Consider the following 25,176-nt stretch of genomic DNA (forward strand, 5'->3'; position numbering starts at 1 on the left):
GGCGGGTCAGTCCGTGAACTCGTCGTCCTCCTCTTCCTGTGGCTCCGCTTCGGTCGCCTGCCTGTGCAGGGTGATCTGGCCGACGAGTTGGCGCACCTCGGCGATCATTCGATCCAGTTCCTCCTGCGAGCCGAAGGGGTGCACGGTGGTGGCTCTGGCCTCGGGACCGTCCGCGATTTTCAGCAACCGCTCCACGGCGGACCGGGCATCGGTGACGGCCTGTCGCAGGGCACGCCGTTCGGCGGCGAGTTTGTCGGCGATGGTCTGCTCGGAGTCAGTGGCTTTCTCGTTCTGCTGCTGCCGCTCCTCTTCGGCCTGCTGTGCCTTGTCGGGGTTGGACAGGGCGACGACAGTCCACTGATCGAGCGGTTGGACAGCTCGGCCACCCGCATCGCGTGCCACTTTGTCCGATGCGGTCAGGTCGACGGCCGGGATGGTGTACATGTCGGCCGGGTTTCGCGCCAGAAGCTGGGCGTCGGTGAAGGAGTTCAGGCATTCTCGTTTCGCCTCGAAGGCACGGGCCGCAAAGGCAAGGCTCCACAGTCCTTCCTCTGATTCGGCGAGGCCGGCGACGATCTGGTCGGTGTTGGCGCGGAACGGAACGGTCTTGCCTACCGCGGAGCCGACGTTACGGGTGATGAGTTTGTCCGCGATGAGCGCGATTCCACCCGCGACCGCGAGGGTCTGGCGGGCGTGGTTGTTCCCCTTCAGCGCCGGTTCGACGAGGTCGCCGAAGTCTTGACTGGGCGTGGGCTGCCAGTCGCTCAGCACCTTCTTGGTGAGTACGCCGCCGTTGGCCCAGGCGTTGCGGGCCTGCTGGAGTGAGCCCGCCTTGTAGCCGCGCCAGGGCAAGTCGATCACAGGACCGAGGAGTTCGGCGTACCCCGAGGTCTTCATCTGGCTGGTGCCCTTGATGTCCTTGGCGAACTTCTTCACCTGCTCCAGGACCTCGGGCCGGGTGAGGAAGTGGGTCAGGTAGACGGCGCGCCAGAGGGGGGTTCCAGGAATGTCGTTCCTGCCGAAAACGGTGGGCAGGTCCTCCGGCTTGCGGCGTCCCAGGGCGAGGCCGATGATTCCGTCGAGCAGGCTGTTCTGCGGGAGGCCTGGGAGGCGCACCCGGCTGATCGCTCGGCTTCCGACCTCCACGTTCTGTGCGGCAGCTTCCCAGTGCCGAAACTCGACGTGGATCGAGGCGAGGATGGAGCGGACGGCGTCGTCGAAGACCTCCTCGGCGGCGAGTCCCGCGGAGCCGTGCCGGTGGATCCCAACGGTGATCTGAGCGGGCACGACGAGCGTCTGGCCGAGCCGTACGGAACGGTCCGCGGGCTGCGGCTGATTGACGCCTCGCTGAAATTCCGCCAGGAGCCCGTTGAGTGCTTCCTGCCGCCCCAGCGCCATGCGCTGGCTGAGGGACTTCTCGGCGGAGCCTCGTCGCTGTGTCTTCTCGGCGGTCAGAATGCGCAGCGCGGTGGCGGCGATGTCGTCGGCGTAGGGCGAGGCGCCTTCCGTGAGGAGGGCCCATGCGCTGGTCAGCCGGGTGATGCCGTCGCGTACGGCGAGGACGTCCATGTGTTCGTCGCTGTCGGCGAATTCGAGCCGGCAAGGGTGGGCGATGACGGCCCGGGTGATCCGCCGAGCGAGGATCGAACGGTCGTAGGGGTTGGGGTTGGCGTGCCGGGTCTGTTCTATGGTCTGGGCCAGGTGGTCGCGCAGATGCTTCCGGTCGCGGTAGCGGTAGACGACCCGGGCGTAGGGGCGACCCTGCTCGTCCACATCGCCGTGGACCTCGGGATCCTCGACGGGCAGGGCACCCTGGCTGGTGCGGGGCTGGTGCCCGGGGAACAGTTCGCTCAGCCAGACCCTGGTGTGCAGTGAACGGAGGGTGGCACCCTCGACGTGCTCCTCGATCAGGGCCGAGGCCTGCCCTTTGGCGGACCGCAACTGAGCGGCGGCGGCCTCGGGCGAGATGATCGCGCGGGCGACGGCGTGCCAAGCGTCCTCGTCGAGGGCGGCACCGTCGGCGTGCAGACCGGCCTTGACGAGTTGGGCGCGGTCGCCCGGGGTGGAGGGATCAGGCAGGGTGCGTTCGAAGCCCGAGACGGTGAATTCCTCGCCTTCGAAGGTGAACGAGATCGTCTCGGGGCCGTCTTCGGAGGCTTCGATACGCTGACTGGAGTCGACCTGGTCCTGAGATTCAGTGGATGCACTCACATTTTTCCTTTCTTTGGGCCGCCGAGGTCCCATAAATCGCTCTCTTGTTCACTGGCCCGGGGCCATCCGGACCGGTAGACTTGAAAGTGCAGTCAGGGCCGCGCGGGAGCGCGTGCCAGGTCTGCTTCCACGAACCCCGGCCATCGGCCGGGGTTCGTCAGTAGGTGGTGGTCAGCACCGCTCGGGTGCGGGTGCCTTGGGGAGGTGCCGGGCATACCACCCCCACATGAACTGCCTGTTCTCCCGACGGGCGATCGCCTGGCAGCCGCAGTAAGCTACGAGGTCGGCCATCTGAAGCCACGGCGAGGCGTGGGCCGGGACTGCCACGGCCGGGAGCGGGATGCGGCTCGGCCGCAGGTTCAGGTGCACCTCGTCGTAGAGGTGCTCGCTGCCATCTCCGTCGACGACCAGTTCGGCGTTCTCGCCCGTCCCGGCCAGTCGCTGGTCGAGCACGCGCAGAAGCCTGTCGTAGGCGCGTCGCTTGGCCCGCCCCCAGTGGGTGAGGTCTTGGGTATAGACGGTGACGATGTCGAGGTCCGGCTGCGCCGCGATCACGTCGAGGGCTTCCTGGGCCATGCGGTAGCGCTCTATCTTGAGCGGGTTGCGGCCACCGGGACGCCCGCGGCCGGCGAGGAAACCGTTCGCGTGGAGCTCGTACTCGGGAGGGATTCCGTGGTCACGCGACCAACGGTCGCGCTGTTCCTGCCAGGCACGCAGGACACGCGCGGTTTGGGTCTTCGGGACGCCCACAGCGGTGTAGAGCGCGAGGCCAGTGCTGGGAATGCCGGAGTCGTCGATGTAATACACACGGTCGACCGGCTGAGATGCGCTGATGGCTGTTCCTGGCCTTTCGCTCGAATCCGAAGGGTCGTCAGAACGACAGGCGGCTGCACCGCATCGAACTGATCACTCCAGCCGGCCTTCGGGCCGGTCAGGCAAACGGATTCGGGCGATACGCGCTGCGTCGTCCATCACTTCGCTCCTCGCCCTCTCCCTCGGCGGCCCGCTGAGATTCAAGTGATCTCTGGGGTCCGCCAGTTCGAGTGCGAGTGGCATCCGGCCTGGTGCCGTCTGCTTGGTCGCGGAGCAATGAAGGGCTCGTACTACTTTCAGGCTAGACCCGTATCTTTCACACCGTCAACTTCTCTATGACGGAACCCCGGTGGCGCTCTCCCCCTACGCCCGAGCGGGGAGAGCCGGCCACCGGGTTCACTCGCCCCTCGACCGCAACGCCCTCTTCAGGTCGTCGAGTTGGTCGGCGAGCTTGCGTCGTAGGGACGGGGTCAGGTCGGTGTCGCGCAGGCAGGTCTCGCCCAGGGCGAGGTTCTCGGCGTCGACGGCGTAGGCGGGGAAGGCCCAGCGGCCGGCGGCGTCGGCGATGGCGGGGCCGCGGCGGGCGGCGACGGCGACGGCGTCCTCGTAGAAGCGCGGCACGTACGCGCGTACCAGGTCGGCCTGTTCGGGCTGCCAGAAGCCCTGGGCGGTGGCGGTGAACAGGTAGTTGGAGAGGTCGTCGCCGTCGAACATCGCCGCCCAGGCCTGTTCCTTGCTCCGCGGGTCGGGCAGGGCGGCGCGGCAGCGGGCGGCGCCTTCCTGGCCGTCGGCGGAGGGGTCGCGTTCGAGTTCGGCGGCGATGGCGGTCTCGTCGGTGGCGCCGAGGACGGCGAGCCGGGCGAGGAGGCGCCAGCGCAGGTCGGGGTCGAGTTCGGGGCCGCCGGGGACGGTGCCGTCGGCGAGCCAGGCGGCGATGGTGTCGGGGTGGGCGGCGACGTCGATGAAGTGGCGTACGGCGGTCAGGCGCAGGCCGGGGTGGTCGCCGTCCTCGGTGCGGCGGATGAGGTCGCGGCACAGGGAGGCGAGGGTGGCGAGGGCGGCGGGGCGTTCCTCGGGGGTGACGTAGCGGTCGGCGACCTGTCCGGAGGCGAAGGCGAGGACGCCCTGGGCGAGGGCGAGGTCGGTCTCCTGGGGGAGGTGGGCGCGCGCGGTCTCCAGGTAGGCGGTGGGTGAGAGCTCTCCGTCGCGGACGGCGTCGCGCAGGGCGTTCCAGACGACGGCCCGGGTGAGCGGGTCGGGCAGGCCGGAGAGGGCGGTGCGGAGGGTGTCGTAGGACGCGGTGTCGAAGCGGACCTTGGCGTAGGTGAGGTCGCCGTCGTTGAGGAGGAGCAGCGCGGGGCGCTTGCCGATGGGCTGCGGGGCGGTCTGGGGGACGTCGACGTCGAGGCGTTCGCGCAGGGTGAGCTGGCCGCCTTCGTCGGAGAGGTCCTGGTCGTAGAGGCCGACGGCGATGCGGTGGGGGCGGCTGCCGGTGTGTTCGACGGCGAGGGCGCACAGGCCGGCGTCGGCGGTGACGGTGGGGGTGAGGGTGTCGACGCCGGTGGTGCGCAGCCAGGCGTCTGCCCAGGCGTGGACGTCGCGTTCGGTGCTGGAGGCGAGGGAGTCGATGAAGTCGGCGAGGGTGGCGTTGGCGAACTTGTGGCGGGCGAAGTGGGTGTTGATGCCGGCGAGGAAGTCCTTCTCGCCGAGCCAGGTGACGAGTTGGCGCAGGGCGGAGGCGCCCTTGGCGTAGGAGATGCCGTCGAAGTTGAGGAGGGCGGAGGCGGTGTCCTCGACGTTCTCGGGGGCGACGGGGTGGGTGGTGGGGCGCTGGTCGGCGTCGTAGCCCCAGGCCTTGCGGACGACGCCGAACTCGGTCCAGCTGTCGGTGAAGCGGGTGGCTTCGGCGGTGGTCTGGTAGCCCATGTACTCGGCGAAGGACTCGTTCAGCCAGATGTCGTCCCACCACTTGAGGGTGACGAGGTCGCCGAACCACATGTGGGCCATCTCGTGGGCGATGACCATGGCGCGGGTCTGGCGTTCGGTGTCGGTGACGGCGGAGCGGTAGACGAAGTCGTCGCGGAAGGTGACGAGTCCGGGGTTCTCCATGGCGCCGGCGTTGAACTCGGGGACGAACGCCTGGTCGTAGGAGTCGAAGGGGTAGGGCTCCTCGAACTTCTCGTGGTAGCGGTCGAAGCACGCGCGCGTGACGTCGAGGATCTCGTCGGCGTCGGCGTCGAGGTAGGGGGCGAGGGAGCGGCGGCAGTGGATGCCGAAGGGCAGGTCGCGGTGTTCGGTGCGCACGGAGTGCCAGGGGCCGGCGGCGACGGCGACGAGGTAGGTGGAGATGGGCGGGGTGGGGGCCGCCTTCCATGCTCCGTCGGTGTGTTCGGTGACGCCGTTGGCGAGGACGGTCCAGCCGTCGGGGGCCTTGACGGTGAGTTCGAAGACGGCCTTCAGGTCGGGCTGGTCGAAGGCGGCGAAGACGCGCTGGACGTCGTCCATGAACATCTGGGTGTAGACGTAGGTCTCGCCGTCGGAGGGGTCGGTGAAGCGGTGCATGCCCTCGCCGGTGCGGGAGTAGCGCATGGCGGCCCGGACGGTGAGTTCGTGGTCGCCCGCGGTGAGGTTCTTCAGGGGCAGGCGGTTGTCGTCCAGGAGTTCGGGGTCGACGGGCTCGCCGTCGAGGGTGACGGAGCGCAGTTCGGCCGGCTTCAGCTCGACGAAGGTGTCCGCGCCCGTGCGCGCGGCGAACCGGATGACGGTCAGGGACTCGAAGGTCTCGTCACCGGTGGTGAGGTCTAGTTCGACGGTGTAGTGGCGGACGTCGAGGAGCTGGGCACGGGTCTGCGCTTCGTCGCGCGTCAGTACGGACATGCAGGCCATGCTGCCCGATGGCGCGGCGGGGGCACAGGGGCGGATCGGTACGCACCGTATGTCCCTTCTCGTGCCGGAGCGCCGCAGCGCCGGAGCCGCCGTCGGTGTTCAGGAGGCCTTCGGCGTCGTCGGGCCCGTCGGCCGGGGGTCCGCGTCGCGTTGGACCGGGACCCGGGTGTCCGGGACGGGTACGGGCAGGCGGGTCGCGGCGATGTCGCCGGGGTCCTTCACCAGTGCGCGCAGGGCCCGCACCTCGTGTTCCAGGGCGAGCTGGCGTTGGTGGGCGTCGTAGAGGTAGCGGACCTTGGTGCGCAGCGCCCAGGGGTCGACGGGCTTCATGACCAGGTCGGCGACGCGCAGGTCGAAGGCGGCGGAGGTCAGTTCGTGGTCGGGGCCGAAGCCGGTGAGCAGGAGGACGGGGATGTGCTGGGTCTGTTCCAGGCGTCGCATGTAGCGCACCACGTCCAGTCCGCTGACGCCGGGCATGCGCACGTCGAGCACCAGCAGGCCGACCTGTCCGCGCAGCACCTGCTTGAGCGCCTCGTCGCCGCTGGTGGCGCGTGCGAGTCGGTAGCCCAGGGGGGCGAGCGCGCTCTCCAGCGCGTACAGCGTGTCCTGGTGGTCGTCGACGATGAGGATCCTGGCATCCGGCGGCATGACCCGACGTCCCTCCGCGATGGGACCACCAGCTTACGTCCCAACCCTGACGGCCAGTGCTCGTCGGCTGACTCGCTGTGCGGGCCGGTGGGCGGGCGGTGCGCCGCGCCGGAGGCGGTGGCGGGTGCGGGCGGCGGCGTCGCGTCGCGCGCGTGGGGCGTCGGCCGAGGTCAGCCGGTGGTCGGGGCGTCGCCGTTGACGGCGTCGTCGGCGATGCGCTCGTGGTGGCGGATCACCTCGGCGATGATGAAATTGAGGAACTTCTCAGCGAAGGCCGGGTCCAGCTTGGCGTTCTCGGCGAGGGTGCGCAGCCGGGCGATCTGGCGGGACTCGCGGGCGGGGTCGGCGGGCGGCAGCTGGTGGCGGGCCTTGAGGTGGCCGACCTGCTGGGTCGCCTTGAATCGCTCGGCGAGCATGTGGACGACGGCCGCGTCGATGTTGTCGATGCTGTCCCGCAGCCGCGCGAGTTCCTCACGGACGGCGGGGTCGACGTCACCGGTTCCGGTGCTGCTGGTGTTGCTGGTGGTCATGGGCGATCACCCTAGTCCGTCGGTCCGCACGACCCGGTCCGCGGGCGGTCAGGTCCTCGTGCGCCGGATCCTCGTACAGTGGAGACGGCTGCACGGCGTCCCGGGACGTCTTGGGGGTTACGGACGTGGCGAACGGTGGACCGGTCGAGCACGGCTATCCGCATCTGGAGACGGTGCGGGCCGCCGTCACCGCGCTCTACAGACGTCTGTCGTACGACACGATCCATCAGTTCGCGACCAGCGTGGCCCCGGTGGACGTGGCGTTCTGCGACACCGACGACCTGCATCTGGGGGCGCAGCGGGTGGCGCGCGAGCTGGTGCGGCACTATCGGCTGCCGGACGCCCGGATGATCGTCGGCTTCCGGGAGATGCAGCACGCGGCGAACGTGGAACTCGCGGCGGGGCCCGAGTACTTCATCGAGCTGAACGACCGGTTCCGCACGCATCGACGGGACATCGGCGCGGCCCTCGCGCACGAGGTCATGCATGTCTTCCTGCACCGGCTGGGTCTGTCGTTCCCGGGGACGCGGGACAACGAGATCCTCACCGACACGGCGACGACGTATCTGGGCGCGGGCTGGCTGCTGCTCGACGCCTACCGGGAGGACGCGGCCTCCTCGCAGAAGCTGGGGTATCTGACGCCGGAGGAGTTCGGGTACGTGCTGGCGAAGCGGGCGGTGGTCTTCGGGGAGGACCCGTCGACGTGGTTCACCAGCCCGCAGGCGTACACGGCGTATGTGCGGGGGCGGGAGCGGGCGCTGCTCGACGAGCGGCAGCCGCCGCTGACGGCGGCGGGGTGGGCGGGACGGCGGCGCTACGCGCGCGACCGGCGGCACGCGCAGGACCACCGGCCGCACGCCGCCGTCGCGAACGCGGACGCGCCGTACGACTTCGTCCCGGACGCGGGCGGGCCGCTGCGGGTGGCGTTCTCGTGTCCGACCTGCCATCAGCGGATCAGGGTGCCGGTGCGGGGGCGGGTACGCGCGCGGTGCGGGCTGTGCAGGACGGTGCTGGAGTGCGACACGTAGGCGTCGGTCGCGGGACGGGGCGGAGCGGGGCCTCACATGGGAGCCCGGCCCGCGTCACGCCCCATACACCTTGCCCGGCGTCTCCGCCTCCGCCAGCAGCTTGCGTGCCGTCTCCCCCGCCTCCGCCGGGCTCCACCGGGCGCCCTTGTCGGCGGTCGGGCCGGGGCGCCAGCCCTCCATGACGGTGATGCGGCCGCCTTCCGTCTCGAAGACACGGCCGGTCACGCCGTCGCTGGCGGCGGAGCCGAGCCAGACGACGAGCGGGGAGACGTTTTCGGGGGACATCGCGTCGAAGCCGGCGGCGGGCGCGGCCATGGTGTCGGCGAACGTGCGTTCGGTCATACGGGTGCGGGCGGCCGGCGCGATGGCGTTGACCTGGACGCCGTAGCGGGCGAGTTCGGCGGCGGCGACCAGGGTGAGGGCGACGATGCCGGCCTTGGCGGCGCTGTAGTTGCCCTGTCCGACCGAGCCGAGCAGGCCGGCGCCGCTGCCGGTGTTGACGATCCGGGCGTCGGGCGCGCGGCCGGCCTTGGCCTCGGCGCGCCAGTGCGCGGCGGCGTGCCGCAGCGGCAGGAAGTGGCCCTTGAGGTGGACGCGCATGACGGCGTCCCAGTCGTCCTCGTCGAGGTTGACCAGCATGCGGTCGCGCAGGAAGCCGGCGTTGTTGACGAGGGTGTCGAGGCGGCCGTACGTCTCCAGCGCGGTGGCGACGAGGGAGGCGGCGCCCTCGGCGGTGGCGATGTCGCCGGCGTGGGCGACGGCCTCGCCGCCCGCCGCGCGGATCTCGGCGGCCACGCGGGCGGCGGGGGTGTCCGGAGGGCCGCCGTCGAGGCCGCCCCCGGGGTGGCCGCCGGTGTCGACGGCGGGGTGGCCGTCGAGGCCGACGCCGAGGTCGTTGACGACGAGCCGGGCGCCCTCGGCGGCGAAGGCGAGGGCGTGGGCGCGGCCCAGGCCCCGGCCCGCGCCGGTGACGACGACGACGCGTCCGGTGCACAGTCCTGTCATGTCGGTTCTCCCTGTCGGCCGTTGCCGTTGACCGTCGCCGCGTCGAGGAACGCGGGGCGCTCCCCGCCGCCGTGGACGAGGAGGCTGGCGCCGCTGATGTAGGCGGCGGCGTCCGAGGCGAGGAAGACGGCCGCGGCGCCGACGTCGGAGGGCTCGGCGAGGCGGCCGAGCGGGACGGTGGCGGAGACGGCGGCGATGCCGTCGTCGTCCCCGTAGTGCAGGTGGGACAGCTCGGTGCGGACCATGCCGAGGACGAGAGTGTTGACGCGGACGTCCGGCGCCCATTCCACAGCCATCGAGCGGGCGAGGCTCTCCAGGCCGGCCTTGGCCGCGCCGTAGGCCGCGGTGCCGGGCGAGGGGCGGCCACCGCTGACGCTGCCGATCATCACGATCGAGCCCCGGGCGCGTCTGAGGTGCTCGTACGCGGCGAGGGAGACGGTCAGCGGGGCGACGAGGTTGAGTTCGAGGACGCGTACATGACGTTCGGGCCCGGCGTGGGCGAGGGGGCGGTGTGGGGCTCCGCCCGCGTTGTTGACGAGCACGTCGAGGCGGGGCAGGCCGGTGAAGAACCGTCGTACGGCTTCCGCGTCCCGGACGTCCAGCGGGACGAACTCGGTTTTGGGCAGCGGGACTTGGGGTGGCCGGCGGGCGCAGACGAGGACGTCGGCGCCGGCTTCGGCGAAGGCCTGCGCGATGCCTGCCCCGACGCCGCGGGTACCGCCGGTGACGACGGCCGTCCTGCCGTGCAGCGAGTTATCCACAGGCCCTCCCGCTCGTCCGCGGCGACTGCTAGCTTCGAAGCCTCACACCTAACAAATGTTTGGTGGAAAGGTAGCTGAGTGCGAAGGTAGCTGATGCGTCCATGGGTGTCTCCACCTCGTCCCCGGAAAAGGGGATTTCCGTCGTCACGGTCGACTTCCCGCCGGTGAACGCCGTGCCGGTGGCCGGCTGGTTCGCCCTGGCCGAGGCGGTGCGCGCGGCCGGCCGCGATCCGCAGGCGCGGTGCGTGGTGCTGGCCGCCGAGGGGCGGGGATTCAACGCGGGTGTGGACATCAAGGAGATACAGGCGCGGGGGGCCGACGCCCTGGTGGGCGCGAACCGCGGCTGCTTCGAGGCGTTCGCGGCGGTGTACGAGTGCGAGGTCCCGGTGGTGGCGGCGGTGCGGGGCTTCTGCCTGGGCGGCGGGGTGGGGCTGGTGGGGAACGCGGACGCGATCGTGGCCGGCGAGGACGCGGTGTTCGGGCTGCCCGAGCTGGACCGGGGCGCGCTGGGCGCGGCGACGCATCTGGCCAGGCTGGTGCCCCAGCATCTGCTGCGCACGCTGTACTACACGGCGCGCACGGTGACGGCGCAGGAGTTACGGGCGCACGGCGCGGTGTGGCGGGTGGTGCCGCCGCGGGAGGTGGTCGTGGGCGCGCTGGAGCTGGCCCGGGAGATCGCCGCGAAGGACGGTGAGCTGCTGCGCCTGGCCAAGGCGGCTCTCAACGGGATCGATCCGGTGGACGTGCGCCGCAGCTACCGCTTCGAGCAGGGGTTCACCTATGAGGCGGGGGCGAGCGGGGCGGGCGACCGGGTCCGCGCGGGCTTCGGGAGAGGCGCGGGCGACGGGAACGCGGGCGACGGGAACGCGCGTGTAGGGAAGGGGGAGCAGGGGTGAGCGACAAAACGATGACCGCCGACGAGGCGGTGTCCCGGCTGGAGAGCGGGATGACCCTCGGCATAGGCGGCTGGGGTTCGCGCCGCAAGCCGATGGCGCTCGTCCGCGCGCTGCTGCGCTCCGGCGTCACCGATCTCACGGTGGTGTCGTACGGCGGCCCGGACGTGGGCATGCTCGCGGCCGCCGGCCGGATCCGCAGACTGGTCACCGCGTTCGTCACCCTGGACTCCATCCCGCTCGAACCGCACTACCGGGCGGCGCGGGAGCGGGCGGCCTTCGAGCTGACGGAGATCGACGAGGCGATGTTCATGTGGGGGCTGCGGGCGGCCGCCCACCGGATGCCGTTCCTGCCGGTGCGGGCGGGGCTCGGTTCGGACGTGATGCGGGTCAACCCGGGGCTGCGCACGGTGACTTCGCCGTACGAGGACGGTGAGACGTTCGTGGCGATGCCGGCGCTGCGGCTGGACGCGGCGCTGGTGCACGTCAACCGGGCCGACCGGCTGGGCAACGGGCAGTATCTGGGCCCCGACCCGTACTTCGACGACCTCTTCTGCGAGGCGGCGGACACGGCGTACGTCTCGTGCGAACGGATCGTGGACACGGCGGAGTTGACGAAGGAGGCGGCGCCGCAGTCGCTGCTGGTCAAGCGGCACACGGTGACGGGGGTGGTCGAGGCTCCGAACGGGGCGCACTTCACGTCCTGCGCGCCGGACTACGGGCGGGACGAGGCGTTCCAGAAGCGGTACGCGACCACGCCGTGGCCGGAGTTCGCGGCACGGTACCTCGCCGGGGACGAGCAGGCGTACCGGTCGGCGGTCGGGGAGGAGACATGACGGCGCGGGTCACCCGAGCCGAGTACTGCGTCGTCGCCTGTGCCGAGGCGTGGCGGGGCGCGGGTGAGATCGTGGCGAGCCCCATGGGGCTGATCCCCTCGGCGGGGGCCCGGCTCGCCCGGCTCACGTTCGCGCCGGAGCTGATGCTGACCGACGGCGAGGCGCTGCTCGTCGGCCCGGACGGCACCGTCGAGGGTTGGCTGCCGTACCGGCAGCACCTGGCCCTGGTCACCGGCGGGCGGCGGCACGTGATGATGGGGGCGAGCCAGATCGACCGGTACGGCAACCAGAACATCTCGTGCATCGGCGACTGGGCGAGGCCGTCCCGGCAGCTGCTCGGGGTGCGCGGCGCGCCGGTCAACACGCTGAACAACCCGACGAGTTACTGGATACCGAAGCACTCCCGGCGGGTGTTCGTGGAGAAGGTCGACATGGTGTGCGGGGTGGGGTACGACCGCGCCGGCGGCGCCCGTCACCACCGGCTCGCGCGGGTCGTCACGAATCTCGGCGTCCTCGACTTCGAGACGCCGGACCGCTCGATGCGGCTGGTCTCGCTGCATCCGGGGGTGACCGTGGACGCGGTGCGGGAGGCGACCGGGTTCGCGCTCACCGTCCCGAACGAGGTGCCCGCCACGCGGGAGCCGACGGCGGAGGAGCTGAGGCTGATCCGTGAGGTGGTCGATCCGCGCGGCGCGCGGGCGAGGGAGGTCGCGGACTGATGGAGACCGCGCTGACCCGGCTGGTCGGGGTCCGTCATCCGATCGTGCAGACCGGGATGGGATGGGTGGCCGGGCCGCGGCTGGTGTCGGCGGCGGCGAACGCGGGCGCGCTGGGCGTCCTCGCCTCGGCGACGATGACCGTCGACCGGCTGCGGGAGGCGATACGGGAGGTGAAGTCCCGTACGGACGCGCCCTTCGGGGTCAATCTGCGGGCGGACGCGGGGGACGCCGGGGACCGGGTCCGGGTGATGGTGGAGGAGGGGGTGCGGGTGGCGTCCTTCGCGCTCGCCCCCTCCCGGGAGCTGATCGCCGAGCTGAAGGAGGCAGGTGTCGTCGTCATCCCCTCCGTGGGGGCGCGTCGGCACGCCGAGAAGGTGGCCGCGTGGGGTGCGGACGCGGTGCTGGTGCAGGGCGGCGAGGGCGGCGGGCACACCGGTGAGGTGGCGACGACGGTGCTGCTGCCGCAGGTCGTGGACGCCGTGGACGTCCCCGTGGTGGCGGCGGGCGGCTTCTTCGACGGGCGGGGCCTGGTCGCGGCGCTGGCGTACGGGGCGGCCGGGGTCGCGATGGGCACGCGGTTCCTGCTGACGTCGGACTCGACGGTGCCGGACGCGGTGAAGGCGCGGTATCTGGCGGCGACGGTCCGGGACGTCACGGTGACCCGGGCGGTGGACGGGCTGCCGCACCGCATGCTGCGCACGGAGCTGGTCGAGTCCCTGGAGCGGTCGGGGCGGGCGCGGTCCCTGGCGCGGGCGGTGCGGCGGGCGGCCGGGCTGCGTCGGCTGTCCGGGCTGGGCTGGCGGCAGATGGTGCGCGACGGGCTGGCGCTGCGGCACGGCAAGGAGCTGACGTGGAGTCAGGTGCTGCTGGCCGCGAACACGCCGATGCTGCTGCGGTCGGCGATGGTGGAGGGCCGTACGGATCTGGGGGTGATGGCGGCGGGGCAGGTCGCCGGGGTGATCGACGACCTGCCGTCGTGCGCGGAACTGGTGGAGCGGATCATGAAGGAGGCGGAGGAGGCGCGGGAGAGGCTCAGAGCCTCTCGATGATCGTCACGTTGGCCTGGCCGCCGCCTTCGCACATGGTCTGGAGGCCGTAGCGTCCGCCGGTGCGTTCCAGTTCGTGCAGGAGGGTGGTCATCAGCTTGGCGCCGGTCGCGCCGAGCGGGTGGCCGAGGGCGATGGCGCCGCCGTTGACGTTGACCTTGGCGGGGTCGGCGCCGGTCTCCTTCAGCCAGGCCAGGACGACGGGTGCGAACGCCTCGTTGATCTCGACGAGGTCGATGTCGTCGAGGGTCAGGCCGGTCTTCTTCAGGGCGTGGGCGGTGGCGGGGATGGGGGCGGTGAGCATGCGGATGGGGTCCTCGCCGCGCGCCGACAGGTGGTGCACGCGGGCGCGGGGCGTCAGGGCGTGCTCACGGACCGCGCGTTCGGAGGCGAGCAGCAGGGCGGCCGCTCCGTCGGACACCTGGGAGGAGCAGGCGGCGGTGACGGTGCCGCCGTCGATGACGGGCTTCAGTGCGGCCATCTTCTCCAGCGAGGTGTCCCGGCGGGGGCCCTCGTCGCGGGTGACGTCGCCGTAGGGTTCGGTCTCCCGCTCGAAGCGGCCCTCGTCGATCGCCCGCACCGCCCGCCGGTGGGAGCGCAGGGCGAACTCCTCCTGGTCGGTGCGGCTGATGCCCCACTTGGCGGCGATCATCTCGGCGCCGGCGAACTGGTTGACGGGCCGGTCGCCGTAGCGGGCGCGCCAGCCCTCGCTGCCGGCGAAGGGGCCCTGGGTGAAGCCGAGCGGTGCGGCGGCCTGCCGGGTGGCGTAGGCGATCGGGATCTGCGTCATGTTCTGCACGCCCCCCGCGACGACGAGGTCCTGGGTGCCGGACAGCACGCCCTGCGCGGCGAAGTGCACGGCCTGCTGGGAGGATCCGCACTGCCGGTCGACGGTCACCCCCGGCACCTCCTCGGGCAGCCCGGCCGCGAGCCAGCAGGTCCGCGCGATGTCGCCGGCCTGCGGGCCGACGGCGTCCAGACAGCCGAAGACGACGTCCTCGACGGCGGCCGGGTCGACGCCGGCCCGGGTGACGAGGGCCTTGAGGACATGCGCGCCCAGGTCGGCCGGGTGGACCCCGCCGAGTCCTCCCCCGCGCCGCCCGACGGGCGTGCGGACCGCTTCGACGATGTAGGCCTCGGCCATGTCAGCTCCTCAGGGGAAAGAGGTTTCGCGGCTAGGTGCGTACGGCGATCCCGTCCAGGACCATCGACAGGTACTGGCGGGCGATCTCCTCCGGGCTGTGCTGTCCGCCGGGCCGGTACCAGGAGGCGGCGACCCAGACGGTGTCGCGCACGAACCGGTAGGTGAGCCGGACGTCGAGGTCGGCCCGGAAGACCCGGTCGGCGACCCCGCGTTCCAGCGTGGACAGCCATGCCTGTTCGAACCGGCGCTGTGACTCGGCGAGGAACGCGAACCGTTCCTGCACGAGGAGCTGCCTGCTCTCCTTCTGGTAGATCGCGACGGCCGCGCGGTGCCGGTCGATCTCCCGGAACGACTCGGTGACCAGCGCTTCGAGGGTCTCGCGCGGTCCGAGCCCGGCGCCGAGGACGGTGTCGTAGCCGTCCCACAGCTCGTCGAGGAAGGTCTTGAGGATCTCCTCCAGCATCGACTCCTTGGAGTCGAAGTGGTAGTAGAGGCTGCCGGCGAGCATGCCCGCGTGGTCCGCGATCTTGCGGACGGTGGTGGCGTTGTAGCCCTGTTCGGCGAAGACCTCGGCGGCGGTGTCGAGGAGTTCGCCGCGGCGGTCGCGGGCGGCGCCGGCCGCGGGCGGAGCGGCGGCGGTCACCTGGGGCTTCTTCTTGGTAGGCACGCGCACATTCTCGCCTTCGCCTCAGGCCCGCTGACTGCTGACCGACACGACCTCGCCGGTCAGGTACGAGGAGTAGCCCGAGGCGAGGAACACGATCACGTTGGCCACCTCCCAGGGCTCGGCGTACCGTCCGAAGGCCTCGCGCGCGGTGAGCTCCTGGAGCAGTCCGGGGGTGGCGACCTTGGCGAGGTGGGGGTGCATGGCGAGGCTGGGGGCGACCGCGTTGACGCGCACCCCGTACTCCGCCGCCTCGACGGCGGCGCACCGGGTCAGCGCCATCACGCCCGCTTTCGCGGCGGCGTAGTGGGCCTGACCGGCCTGGGCGCGCCAGCCGACGACGGAGGCGTTGTTGACGATCACCCCGCTCCCGGTGGGCCGCATCAGCCGCAGGGCGGCGCGGGTGCAGCGGAAGGTGCCGTTCAGCGTCACGTCCAGCACCCGGGTCCACTGCTCGTCGGTCATGTCGGCCAGGGGCGCGGTGCCGCCGAGGCCGGCGTTGTTGACGACGACGTCCAGCCGCCCGTGCGCGTCCACGGCGGCGTCGAACAGGGCGCGCACCTGGTCCTCGTCGGTGACGTCGCAGGGCAGTGCGGTGACCGCGGCCTGACCGAACTCTCCGGCGAGCGCGGCCTCGTGCTCCTTCAGGCGCCGGGTGTGGGCGTCGCTGATCAGCACCCGGGCGCCCTCCTCCAGGAAGCGGCGGGCGGTGGCGCCGCCGATGCCCGCGCCCGCGGCGGCGGTGACGACGGCGGTGCGGCCCGCCAGCAGTCCGTGTCCGGGGACGTAGGCCGGAGTCTCGACGCCTGTCATAGGGCCACGCTAACCTACCAAACACTTGTTAGGGAAGGATCGTCGCTGATGGATCTCGCCTTCACGCAGGAAGAGGAAGCCCTCCGGGCCGAGGCCCGCGTCTGGCTGGCGGCGCACGTGCCGTCGTCGCCGCTGCCCTCCCTGGAGACCGAGGCCGGTTTCGCCGCGCACCGCGCCTGGGAGGCCGAGCTCGCCGCGGACGGCTGGTCGGTGGTCGACTGGCCGACGGCGTACGGCGGCCGGGACTGCGGGCTGATCGGCCGGCTGCTGTTCGAGGAGGAGTACTGGGCGGCCGGCGCGCCCGGACGCGTCAACCAGAACGGCGTGAGCCTCCTCGCCCCCACCCTCTTCGACCACGGCACCGAGGAGCAGCGCGACCGCGTCCTGCCGCCGATGGCGACCGGCGAGGCGGTGTGGGCGCAGGCCTGGTCGGAGCCCGAGGCCGGCTCGGACCTGGCGTCCCTCAGGTCCAGGGCGGTGCGCACGGCCGGCGGCTGGCTGCTCAGCGGCCAGAAGACCTGGTCCTCCCGGGCGGCCTTCGCCGACCGCGCCTTCGGCCTGTTCCGCAGCGACCCGGACACCGCGAAACCCCATCAGGGCCTCACCTACGTCATGTTCGACCTGCGGGCGCCCGGCGTCACGGTCCGCCCGATCGGCCGGCTCGACGGGAAGCCCGCGTTCGCGGAACTGTTCCTGGACGAGGTGTTCGTGCCCGACGAGGACGTGATCGGCGAGCCCGGCCAGGGCTGGCGCATCGCCATGGCGACGGCCGCCAACGAACGCGGGCTCACCCTGCGCTCCCCCGGCCGCTTCCTGGCGGGCGCGGACCGGCTGCGGGACCTGTGGCGGGCGCGGGGCGGGCCGGGCTGGGCGCGGGACAGGGTCGCCGACGCCCTGATCGACGCCCGCGCCTACCAGTTGTTCACGTACGCGGCCGCCTCCCGCTTTCTGGAGGGCGAGCCGCTCGGCCCGCAGTCCAGCCTGAACAAGGTCTTCTGGTCCGAGTACGACATCGCGCTGCACGAGACGGCGCTCGACCTGCTCGGCGCGGACGGCGAGCGGGCGGACACCGACTGGGCCGAGCGGTACGTGTTCTCCCTCGCCGGCCCGATCTACGCCGGGGCCAACGAGATCCAGCGCGACATCATCGCCGAACGCCTGCTGGGCCTGCCGAAGGGACGCCGCTGATGCGTTTTCTCCTCGACGTCGAGCAACGGGCTCTCGCGGACTCCCTGGACGCGATGCTCACGGCTGCGGACACGCCCTCGGCGGTGCGGGACTGGAGCCGCGGCGACCCGGAGCGCGGGCGCGCGCTGTGGTCCCGTATCGGCCGGGCGGGTGTCTTCGCGCTGGCGGTTCCCGAGGAGTACGAGGGACTGGGCGTGCGGCCCGTCGAGGTCGCGGTCGCCTTCATCGAGTTGGGGCGGCACGCGGTGCCGGGGCCGCTGGTGGAGACGGTGACCGCGGCCGTGCTGCTCGCCGGCACGGGCCATGCGAAACAGTTACTGCCGGGGCTCGCGACCGGGGAGACGATGACGACCCTCGCGTACGAGGACGGGCTCGCCCTGGACGGTGACGCGAGCGCGCTGCGGCTTTCCCTCTCGGCCGAGGGGCTTCGCCTGTCGCCCGGCGCGGGCCCCGTCCGCCCCTCCCTCGACCCCGCCCGTCGGCTGACGCCCCTGCTCCCGGGCGGCGAACGCCTCGCACCGCCCGCCGAGGGGCCGCCCGACGCCCTTCTCTGGGCCCGGCTCGCCACCGCCGCCCAGGCCCTCGGCGTCGGCCTGACACTGCTCGACCGCACCGTCGCGTACGTCGGGCAGCGCACCCAGTTCGGCGTCCCGATCGGCTCGTTCCAGGCCGTGAAGCACCGGCTGGCGGACGCGAGGATCGCCCTGGAGTTCGCCCGGCCGCTGGTCCTCGGGGCCGCGCTGACCATGGATCCGGCCGACGTGGCCGCCGCCAAGGTGCGCGCCTGCGAGGCGGCGTACGCCACCGCCCGCACCGCGCTGCATCTGCACGGCGCGATCGGCTACACGGCGGAGTACGACCTGTCGTTGTGGCTCACCAAGGCCCGCGCCCTGCACTCGGCCTGGGGCAGCCCGCGGGAGTGCCGCGCCGACGTCCTCGACGCCCGCGCCCGGTAGTTCAGCGGTCCCGCACGATGCCCCGCGCCCGCGCCGCCGCCAGCCACTGCGGGAACTCGCCGACGAGATGGTCGTACAGCTCGGCGTCGGACACCTCGCGCGGGTCCGAACCGGCGTGGAAGAAACCGGCGTTGTCGACGACCCGCTTGCCCGGCACGGCCAGCTCGTCGAGCCTGCGCAGGAAGTCGAACTGCTTGCTGCGCGCGTCCCCGAACCCGATGAACTGCCAGAACAGAGGCAGTTCGGCCGCCTTGCACAGATACCGTTCCGCGGCGAGCTTGTTGATGGGGCCGCCGTCGGTCTGGAAGACGACGAGGGCGGGATCGCGGGACCCGCTGTCGAGGTAGTGGTCGATGACGGCGTCCATCGCCAGGTGGTAGCTGGTCCTGCCCATGTGCCCCAGCCCGGCCACGATCCGCCCCACCCGGCCCTGGTGATCCGCGAGCGCGATGTCCGTGACGGCGTCCACGTCCGTGGAGAAGAACACGACGGGCACCCGGCCGTCGTCGTCGAGGTGCGCGGAGAGCCCCAGCACCCGGTCGGCGAGCGCCTGCACACTGCCGTCGTCGTAGTAGGGCTTCATCGAGCCCGAGTAGTCGAGCACCAGGTAGACGGCGGCCCGCTGCCCGTCCAGGCCGTGTTCGGTGAGGGAGACCCCGGCGCTCTTGTAGAGGCTGACCAGCGCGGGCGCGGTCTCCTCCACCTTGCTCAGACTGATCGCGACCATGGGCCTCACCCTCCCACACGCCGGACGGCCGCACCCCGGACATGCGGCGGCGCCTGCCCATGGTCCGGTCGGGGACTGGTGGGCAGGCGCTGCCTCGGGGGGTCTGGGGGGCGTGCCCCCAGATATCCCGCCCGCACGCCGTTGTACGGGACGTCTGTGAGTTGCCGTCAGACCGTCAGCGAACGGTCCGTCGGGCGGATCGGGGCCGGCAGTTCGCTGGCTCCGGTCAGGTGGCGGTCGACGCCGCGGGCGGCCGAGCGGCCCTCCGCGATCGCCCACACGATGAGGGACTGGCCGCGGCCGGCGTCGCCGGCGACGTACACGCCGGGCACGTTGGTCCGGAAGTCGGCGTCGCGGGCGATGTTGCCGCGCTCGTCGAGCTCCAGGCCGAACTGCTCGACCAGGCCGTTCTCGCGGTCGGTGCCGGTGAAGCCCATGGCGAGGGTGACCAGCTGGGCGGGGATCTTGCGCTCGGTGCCCGGCTTCTGGGTCAGCTTGCCCTCGACGAACTCCACCTCGGTGAGGTGCAGCCACTGGACGTTGCCGTCCTCGTCGCCCTCGAAGTGGGTGGTGGAGACGGAGTAGACCCGCTCGCCGCCCTCCTCGTGGGCCGAGGTGACCTTGTAGAGCATCGGGAAGGTCGGCCAGGGCTGGGAGACCGCGTGCCGCTCGTCGTTCGGGCGGGGCATGATCTCCAGTTGGGTGACGGAGGCCGCGCCCTGGCGGTGGGCGGTGCCCACGCAGTCGGCGCCGGTGTCGCCGCCGCCGATGACGACGACGTGCTTGCCCTCGGCCGAGATCGGGGGCGCGACGAAGTCGCCCTCCTGCACCTTGTTGGCCAGGGGCAGGTACTCCATGGCCTGGTAGACGCCCTTGAGCTCGCGGCCCGGCACCGGCAGGTCACGGGCGGCCGTCGCGCCGGCGGCGATGACGATCGCGTCGTACCGCTTCTTCAGGTCGGTCGCCTTGAGGTCGCGGCCGATCTCGATGCCGGTGCGGAAGCGGGTGCCCTCCGCGCGCATCTGCTCGATACGGCGGTTGATGTGCCGCTTCTCCATCTTGAACTCGGGGATGCCGTAACGGAGGAGGCCTCCGATGCGGTCCGCGCGCTCGTAGACGGCGACGGTGTGGCCGGCCCGGGTCAGCTGCTGGGCGGCGGCCAGGCCCGCGGGGCCCGAGCCGATGACCGCGACCGTCTTGCCGGACAGACGCTCGGGCGCCTGCGGGGCGACCTCACCGGTCTCCCACGCCTTGTCGATGATGGAGACCTCGACGTTCTTGATGGTGACCGGCGCCTGGTTGATGCCGAGCACGCACGCCGACTCGCACGGGGCCGGGCACAGCCGCCCGGTGAACTCCGGGAAGTTGTTCGTCGCGTGCAGCCGCTCCGACGCCGCCGCCCAGTCCTCACGGTAGGCGTAGTCGTTCCACTCGGGGATCAGGTTCCCCAGCGGACAGCCGTTGTGGCAGAACGGGATGCCGCAGTCCATGCACCGGCTGGCCTGCTTGCTGATGATCGGCAGCAGCGAGCCGGGGACGTAGACCTCGTTCCAGTCCTTGAGGCGGACGTCGACGGGGCGGGACTTGGCGATCTCACGCCCGTGGTTGAGGAAGCCCTTCGGGTCAGCCATTGATCGCCGCCTCCATCATCTTCTCGGTGATCTCGGTCTCGGTGAGACCGGCCTGCTCGGCGGCGGCCTTGGCGGCGAGCACTGCCTTGTACGTGCTGGGGATGATCTTGCTGAAGCGCTCCACGGCGTCGTCCCACTCGGCGAGCAGCTTCTCGGCGACCGTCGAGCCGGTCTCCTCGGCGTGGCGGCGCACCACGTCGTGCAGCCACTGCTTGTCGGCGTCGTCCAGGGCCTCGACGGCGTCGGCGTTGCCCGCGTTGACGTTGTCGCGGTCGAGGTCGATGACGTAGGCGATGCCGCCGGACATGCCGGCCGCGAAGTTGCGGCCCGTCTCGCCGAGGACCACGGCGTGACCGCCGGTCATGTACTCGCAGCCGTGGTCGCCCACGCCCTCGGAGACGACCGTGGCCCCGGAGTTGCGGACGCAGAACCGCTCACCGGTGCGACCGCGCAGGAACAGCTCGCCGCCGGTCGCGCCGTAGGCGATGGTGTTGCCCGCGATCGTCGAGTACTCGGCGAGGTGGTCGGCGCCCCGGTCCGGGCGGACGACGACACGGCCGCCGGAGAGGCCCTTGCCGACGTAGTCGTTGGCGTCGCCCTCCAGGCGCAGCGTGATGCCGCGCGGCAGGAACGCGCCGAAGGACTGGCCGGCGCTGCCGGTGAAGGTGATGTCGACGGTGTCGTCGGGCAGGCCCGCACCGCCGAACTTCTTCGTCACCTCGTGGCCGAGCATGGTGCCGACGGTGCGGTTGATGTTGCGGATCTGGACCTGGGCGCGCACCGGCTGGGCGTCGGTCGCCGAGTCGGCGGCCAGGGCGTCGGCGGCGAGCTTGATCAGCTCGTTGTCGAGCGCCTTCTCCAGGCCGTGGTCCTGGGGGACGACCTGGTGCAGCACCGCGCCCTCGGGCAGCTCGGGCACGTGGAAGAGCGGCTCCAGGTTGAGGCCCTGCGCCTTCCAGTGGTCGACGGCCCGCTGGACGTCGAGGACCTCGGCGTGGCCGACGGCCTCCTCGATGGAGCGGAAGCCCAGCTCGGCCAGCAGCTCGCGGACCTCCTGCGCGATGAACTGGAAGTAGTTCACCACGTACTCGGCCTTGCCGGTGAAGCGGTCGCGCAGGGTCGGGTTCTGGGTGGCGATGCCGACCGGGCAGGTGTCCAGGTGGCAGACGCGCATCATGACGCAGCCGGAGACGACGAGCGGCGCGGTCGCGAAACCGAACTCCTCGGCGCCGAGCAGCGCGGCGATGATCACGTCGCGGCCGGTCTTCAGCTGGCCGTCGGTCTGGACGACGATCCGGTCGCGCAGGCCGTTGAGCAGCAGGGTCTGCTGGGTCTCGGCGAGGCCGAGCTCCCAGGGGCCGCCCGCGTGCTTCAGCGAGGTCAGCGGGGAGGCGCCGGTGCCGCCGTCGTGGCCGGAGATCAGCACGACGTCCGCGTGGGCCTTGGACACGCCGGCCGCGACCGTGCCGACGCCGACCTCGGAGACCAGCTTCACGTGGATCCGCGCCTGCGGGTTCGCGTTCTTCAGGTCGTGGATCAGCTGGGCCAGGTCTTCGATGGAGTAGATGTCGTGGTGCGGCGGCGGGGAGATCAGACCGACGCCAGGGGTGGAGTGCCGGGTCTTGGCGACCCACGGGTACACCTTGTGGCCGGGCAGCTGGCCGCCCTCGCCGGGCTTGGCGCCCTGGGCCATCTTGATCTGGATGTCGTCCGCGTTGACCAGGTACTCCGAGGTCACGCCGAAGCGGCCGGAGGCGACCTGCTTGATGGCGCTGCGGCGCACCGGGTCGTACAGGCGCTCGGGGTCCTCGCCGCCCTCACCGGTGTTGGACTTGCCGCCCAGCTGGTTCATGGCGATGGCGAGGGTCTCGTGCGCCTCCTTGGAGATGGAGCCGTACGACATGGCGCCGGTGGAGAAGCGCTTGACGATCTCGGAGACCGGCTCCACCTCGTCGACGGAGATCGGCTGCCGGCCCTCGCTGTTGAAGCCGAACAGGCCGCGCAGCGTCATGAGCCGCTCGGACTGCTCGTTCACGCGGTCCGTGTACTGCTTGAAGATGTCGTAGCGGCCGGTGCGCGTGGAGTGCTGGAGGCGGAAGACCGTGTCCGGGTCGAACAGGTGCGGCTCGCCCTCGCGGCGCCACTGGTACTCGCCGCCTATCTCCAGGGCGCGGTGGGCCGGCGCGATGCCGGACGCCGGGTAGGCCTTGGCGTGCCGGGCGGCGACCTCCTTGGCGACGACGTCGATGCCGACGCCGCCGATCTTGGTGGCGGTGCCGTCGAAGTACTTCTCGACGAAGGCCTCGTCGAGGCCGACGGCCTCGAAGACCTGGGCGCCGCGGTAGGAGGCGACGGTCGAGATGCCCATCTTGGACATGACCTTCAGGACGCCCTTGCCGAGGGCGTAGATCAGGTTGCGGATGGCCTTCTCGGCCTCGATGTCCGACAGGAAGGTGCCCGCGCGGACCAGGTCCTCGACGGATTCCATCGCCAGGTACGGGTTGACGGCGGCGGCGCCGAAGCCTATGAGCAGGGCGACGTGGTGGACCTCGCGGACGTCGCCGGCCTCGACCAGCAGGCCCACCTGGGTGCGCTGCTTGGTGCGGATGAGGTGGTGGTGGACGGCCGCGGTGAGCAGCAGCGACGGGATCGGCGCGTGCTCGGCGTCGGAGTGCCGGTCGGACAGGACGATGAGGCGGGCGCCGTTGTCGATGGCGGCGTCGGCCTCGGCGCAGATCTCCTCGATGCGGGCGGCCAGCGCGTCGCCGCCGCCGTGCACCCGGTACAGGCCGGACAGGGTCGCGGCCTTGAAGCCGGGCATGTCGCCGTCGGCGTTGATGTGGATGAGCTTGGCCAGCTCGTCGTTGTCGATCACCGGGAAGGGCAGGGTGACGGAGCGGCACGACGCGGCCGTGGGCTCCAGCAGGTTGCCCTCCGGGCCCAGCGAGGAGCGCAGCGAGGTGACGAGCTCCTCGCGGATGGCGTCCAGCGGCGGGTTGGTGACCTGCGCGAACAGCTGGGTGAAGTAGTCGAAGAGCAGACGCGGGCGCGAGGACAGCGCGGCGATCGGCGAGTCGGTGCCCATGGAGCCGATCGGCTCGGCGGCGGACTTGGCCATCGGCGCGAGGATGACGCGCAGCTCTTCCTCGGTGTAGCCGAAGGTCTGCTGGCGGCGGGTGACCGAGGCGTGCGTGTGCACGATGTGCTCACGCTCGGGCAGGTCGCCGAGCTCGATCTCGCCGGCCTCCAGCCATTCGGCGTAGGGGTTCTCGGCGGCGAGCTGCGCCTTGATCTCGTCGTCCTCGATGATGCGGTGCTCGGCGGTGTCGACGAGGAACATCCGGCCGGGCTGGAGGCGGCCCTTGCGGACGACCTTGGCGGGGTCGATGTCGAGGACGCCGACCTCGGAGCCGAGGACGACGAGACCGTCGTCGGTGACCCAGTAGCGGCCGGGGCGCAGTCCGTTGCGGTCGAGGACGGCGCCGACCTGGGTGCCGTCGGTGAAGGTGACGCAGGCGGGGCCGTCCCAGGGCTCCATCAGCGTGGAGTGGAACTGGTAGAAGGCGCGCCGGGCCGGGTCCATGGAGTCGTGGTTCTCCCACGCCTCCGGGATCATCATCAGCACGGAGTGCGGCAGGCTGCGGCCGCCGAGGTGGAGCAGTTCGAGGACCTCGTCGAAGGACGCCGAGTCGGAGGCGTCCGGCGTACAGACCGGGAACACGCGCTCGATGGCCTTGCCGTCGGCGGCGCCGTTCCCCTGGCCGGAGGCGCCGAACAGCTCGGAGGCGAGCTGCGACTCGCGGGCGCGCATCCAGTTGCGGTTGCCCTTGACGGTGTTGATCTCACCGTTGTGCGCGACGAAGCGGTAGGGGTGGGCGAGCGGCCAGCTCGGGAAGGTGTTCGTGGAGAAGCGGGAGTGGACCAGGGCGACGGCCGAGGCGAAGCGGCGGTCGGACAGGTCGGGGAAGAACGGCTCCAGCTGGCCGGTGGTCAGCATGCCCTTGTAGACGATGGTCCGCGCGGACAGCGACGGGAAGTAGACGCCGGCCTCGCGCTCGGCGCGCTTGCGCAGCACGAAGGCCTTGCGGTCGAGGGCGATGTCCTTGCTCGTGCCGTCGGCGACGAAGATCTCGCGGAAGGCGGGCATCGTCGAGCGGGCGGTCGCGCCGAGCAGCTCGGGGGCGACGGGGACCTCGCGCCAGCCGAGGACGGTGAGGCCTTCCTCGGCGGCGATCGTCTCGATCTGTGAGACGGCGGCCTGGGTGCCGTCCTCCGGGAGGAAGGCGATGCCGACGGCGTAGGCGCCGGCCTCGGGCAGCTCGAATCCGGCGACCTCGCGGAAGAAGGCGTCCGGGACCTGGGTGAGGATGCCCGCGCCGTCGCCGGAGTCCGGCTCGGAGCCGGTGGCGCCGCGGTGCTCGAGGTTGCGCAGAACGGTCAGCGCCTGCTCGACCAGCGTGTGGCTCGCCTCGCCCGTGAGGGTGGCCACGAAGCCGACGCCGCAGGCGTCGTGCTCGTTGCGGGGGTCGTACATACCCTGCGCAGCAGGGCGAGCATCCATGAACGACCAATTCCGGCCATTCGTGGAGTGCTGGGACGGCTGGCGCGGCGTACGCATCGGCTCTCCCGTCGTCGTCAACTGGCATATGCAATTGCCGAGGGACGACGTTGGCCCTC

General features: G+C 71.6%; 20 protein-coding genes. 7 read left to right on the top strand and 13 right to left on the bottom strand.

The features are described 5' to 3' along the window. Window positions 1-6: 6 nt before the first annotated feature. The 5 genes from ACFYX4_RS01195 to ACFYX4_RS01215 form a co-directional block, all read right to left on the bottom strand. Window positions 7-2,211, bottom strand: coding sequence for a hypothetical protein (locus ACFYX4_RS01195; RefSeq protein WP_389323789.1), 2,205 nt, complete (start codon window positions 2,209-2,211; stop codon window positions 7-9). A gap of 171 nt (window positions 2,212-2,382) precedes the next feature. Next, window positions 2,383-3,018, bottom strand: coding sequence for a hypothetical protein (locus ACFYX4_RS01200; protein ID WP_389323791.1), 636 nt, complete (start codon window positions 3,016-3,018; stop codon window positions 2,383-2,385). Window positions 3,019-3,420: 402 nt separating this feature from the next. Continuing rightward, window positions 3,421-5,901 (bottom strand): aminopeptidase N, encoded by a 2,481-nt coding sequence (pepN, locus tag ACFYX4_RS01205; RefSeq protein ID WP_389323793.1) that lies wholly within the window; start codon window positions 5,899-5,901, stop codon window positions 3,421-3,423. Window positions 5,902-6,009: 108 nt separating this feature from the next. Next, a complete protein-coding gene (locus ACFYX4_RS01210; protein WP_389323795.1) occupies window positions 6,010-6,558 on the bottom strand; it encodes a two-component system response regulator in 549 nt (182 codons plus the stop codon). A gap of 170 nt (window positions 6,559-6,728) precedes the next feature. Next, window positions 6,729-7,088, bottom strand: a complete 360-nt coding sequence (locus tag ACFYX4_RS01215; RefSeq protein WP_389323798.1) for a chorismate mutase — start codon at window positions 7,086-7,088, stop codon at window positions 6,729-6,731. Between the two features lie 125 nt (window positions 7,089-7,213). Here ACFYX4_RS01215 and ACFYX4_RS01220 point away from each other — a divergent pair, with 125 nt between their 5' ends. Then, window positions 7,214-8,116, top strand: coding sequence for a hypothetical protein (locus tag ACFYX4_RS01220; RefSeq protein WP_389323801.1), 903 nt, complete (start codon window positions 7,214-7,216; stop codon window positions 8,114-8,116). A gap of 54 nt (window positions 8,117-8,170) precedes the next feature. Here ACFYX4_RS01220 and ACFYX4_RS01225 read toward each other — a convergent pair whose 3' ends face one another. Both ACFYX4_RS01225 and ACFYX4_RS01230 read right to left on the bottom strand, forming a co-directional pair. After that, a complete protein-coding gene (locus ACFYX4_RS01225; protein ID WP_389323804.1) occupies window positions 8,171-9,121 on the bottom strand; it encodes an SDR family oxidoreductase in 951 nt (316 codons plus the stop codon). Further along, window positions 9,118-9,882 carry an SDR family oxidoreductase gene (locus ACFYX4_RS01230; RefSeq protein ID WP_389323806.1) on the bottom strand — a complete coding sequence of 255 codons (765 nt, stop codon included), beginning with the start codon at window positions 9,880-9,882 and terminating at the stop codon, window positions 9,118-9,120. The genes ACFYX4_RS01225 and ACFYX4_RS01230 overlap by 4 nt, the downstream gene beginning before the upstream one ends. Before the next feature lie 101 nt (window positions 9,883-9,983). Between ACFYX4_RS01230 and ACFYX4_RS01235 the strand changes: the two genes are divergently transcribed. From ACFYX4_RS01235 to ACFYX4_RS01250, 4 genes are read left to right on the top strand one after another with little or no spacing between them, the layout of a single operon-like run. After that, a complete protein-coding gene (locus ACFYX4_RS01235) occupies window positions 9,984-10,778 on the top strand; it encodes an enoyl-CoA hydratase family protein (protein WP_389323809.1) in 795 nt (264 codons plus the stop codon). Then, window positions 10,775-11,611, top strand: coding sequence for a CoA transferase subunit A (locus ACFYX4_RS01240; RefSeq protein WP_389323812.1), 837 nt, complete (start codon window positions 10,775-10,777; stop codon window positions 11,609-11,611). The genes ACFYX4_RS01235 and ACFYX4_RS01240 overlap by 4 nt, the downstream gene beginning before the upstream one ends. Further along, window positions 11,608-12,330 (top strand): CoA-transferase subunit beta, encoded by a 723-nt coding sequence (locus ACFYX4_RS01245; RefSeq protein ID WP_389323815.1) that lies wholly within the window; start codon window positions 11,608-11,610, stop codon window positions 12,328-12,330. Before ACFYX4_RS01240 ends, ACFYX4_RS01245 begins: the two co-directional genes overlap by 4 nt. Next, entirely contained in the window at window positions 12,330-13,379 is a 1,050-nt protein-coding gene (locus tag ACFYX4_RS01250) for an NAD(P)H-dependent flavin oxidoreductase (protein WP_389323818.1), read from the top strand. The genes ACFYX4_RS01245 and ACFYX4_RS01250 overlap by 1 nt, the downstream gene beginning before the upstream one ends. On the opposite strand, the gene ACFYX4_RS01255 is transcribed toward ACFYX4_RS01250, so the two are convergent. The 3 genes from ACFYX4_RS01255 to ACFYX4_RS01265 are packed head-to-tail and all read right to left on the bottom strand — an operon-like array spanning window position 13,363 to window position 15,997. Beyond that, window positions 13,363-14,520: an acetyl-CoA C-acetyltransferase gene (locus ACFYX4_RS01255; protein ID WP_389323821.1), complete on the bottom strand. Its 1,158-nt coding sequence runs from the start codon at window positions 14,518-14,520 to the stop codon at window positions 13,363-13,365. The two genes, ACFYX4_RS01250 and ACFYX4_RS01255, sit on opposite strands and share 17 nt — an antisense overlap. 31 nt (window positions 14,521-14,551) lie before the next feature. After that, on the bottom strand, window positions 14,552-15,187 hold the full coding sequence (locus tag ACFYX4_RS01260; RefSeq protein ID WP_389323824.1) for a TetR/AcrR family transcriptional regulator: 636 nt from the start codon (window positions 15,185-15,187) through the stop codon (window positions 14,552-14,554). 21 nt (window positions 15,188-15,208) lie between these two features. Next, window positions 15,209-15,997, bottom strand: coding sequence for an SDR family oxidoreductase (locus ACFYX4_RS01265; RefSeq protein WP_389323827.1), 789 nt, complete (start codon window positions 15,995-15,997; stop codon window positions 15,209-15,211). 48 nt (window positions 15,998-16,045) lie between these two features. Here ACFYX4_RS01265 and ACFYX4_RS01270 point away from each other — a divergent pair, with 48 nt between their 5' ends. Beyond that, window positions 16,046-17,185, top strand: coding sequence for an acyl-CoA dehydrogenase family protein (locus tag ACFYX4_RS01270; RefSeq protein ID WP_389323830.1), 1,140 nt, complete (start codon window positions 16,046-16,048; stop codon window positions 17,183-17,185). After that, a complete protein-coding gene (locus ACFYX4_RS01275; protein ID WP_389323833.1) occupies window positions 17,185-18,141 on the top strand; it encodes an acyl-CoA dehydrogenase family protein in 957 nt (318 codons plus the stop codon). The genes ACFYX4_RS01270 and ACFYX4_RS01275 overlap by 1 nt, the downstream gene beginning before the upstream one ends. A gap of 1 nt (window position 18,142) precedes the next feature. On the opposite strand, the gene ACFYX4_RS01280 is transcribed toward ACFYX4_RS01275, so the two are convergent. The 3 genes from ACFYX4_RS01280 to gltB all read right to left on the bottom strand — a co-directional run bounded on the left by ACFYX4_RS01280 (window position 18,143) and on the right by gltB (window position 25,117). Then, entirely contained in the window at window positions 18,143-18,868 is a 726-nt protein-coding gene (locus ACFYX4_RS01280; RefSeq protein WP_389323836.1) for a vWA domain-containing protein, read from the bottom strand. A 167-nt stretch (window positions 18,869-19,035) separates the two neighbouring features. Further along, complete coding sequence (locus tag ACFYX4_RS01285; protein WP_389323839.1) at window positions 19,036-20,499, bottom strand: glutamate synthase subunit beta; 1,464 nt, start codon at window positions 20,497-20,499, stop codon at window positions 19,036-19,038. Then, window positions 20,492-25,117, bottom strand: a complete 4,626-nt coding sequence (gltB, locus tag ACFYX4_RS01290) for a glutamate synthase large subunit (protein WP_389323842.1) — start codon at window positions 25,115-25,117, stop codon at window positions 20,492-20,494. Before gltB ends, ACFYX4_RS01285 begins: the two co-directional genes overlap by 8 nt. Window positions 25,118-25,176: the final 59 nt, after the last annotated feature.

This window comes from Streptomyces sp. NPDC002328, assembly GCF_042890065.1.
In the GTDB taxonomy this organism is placed as follows: Bacteria; Actinomycetota; Actinomycetes; order Streptomycetales; family Streptomycetaceae; genus Streptomyces.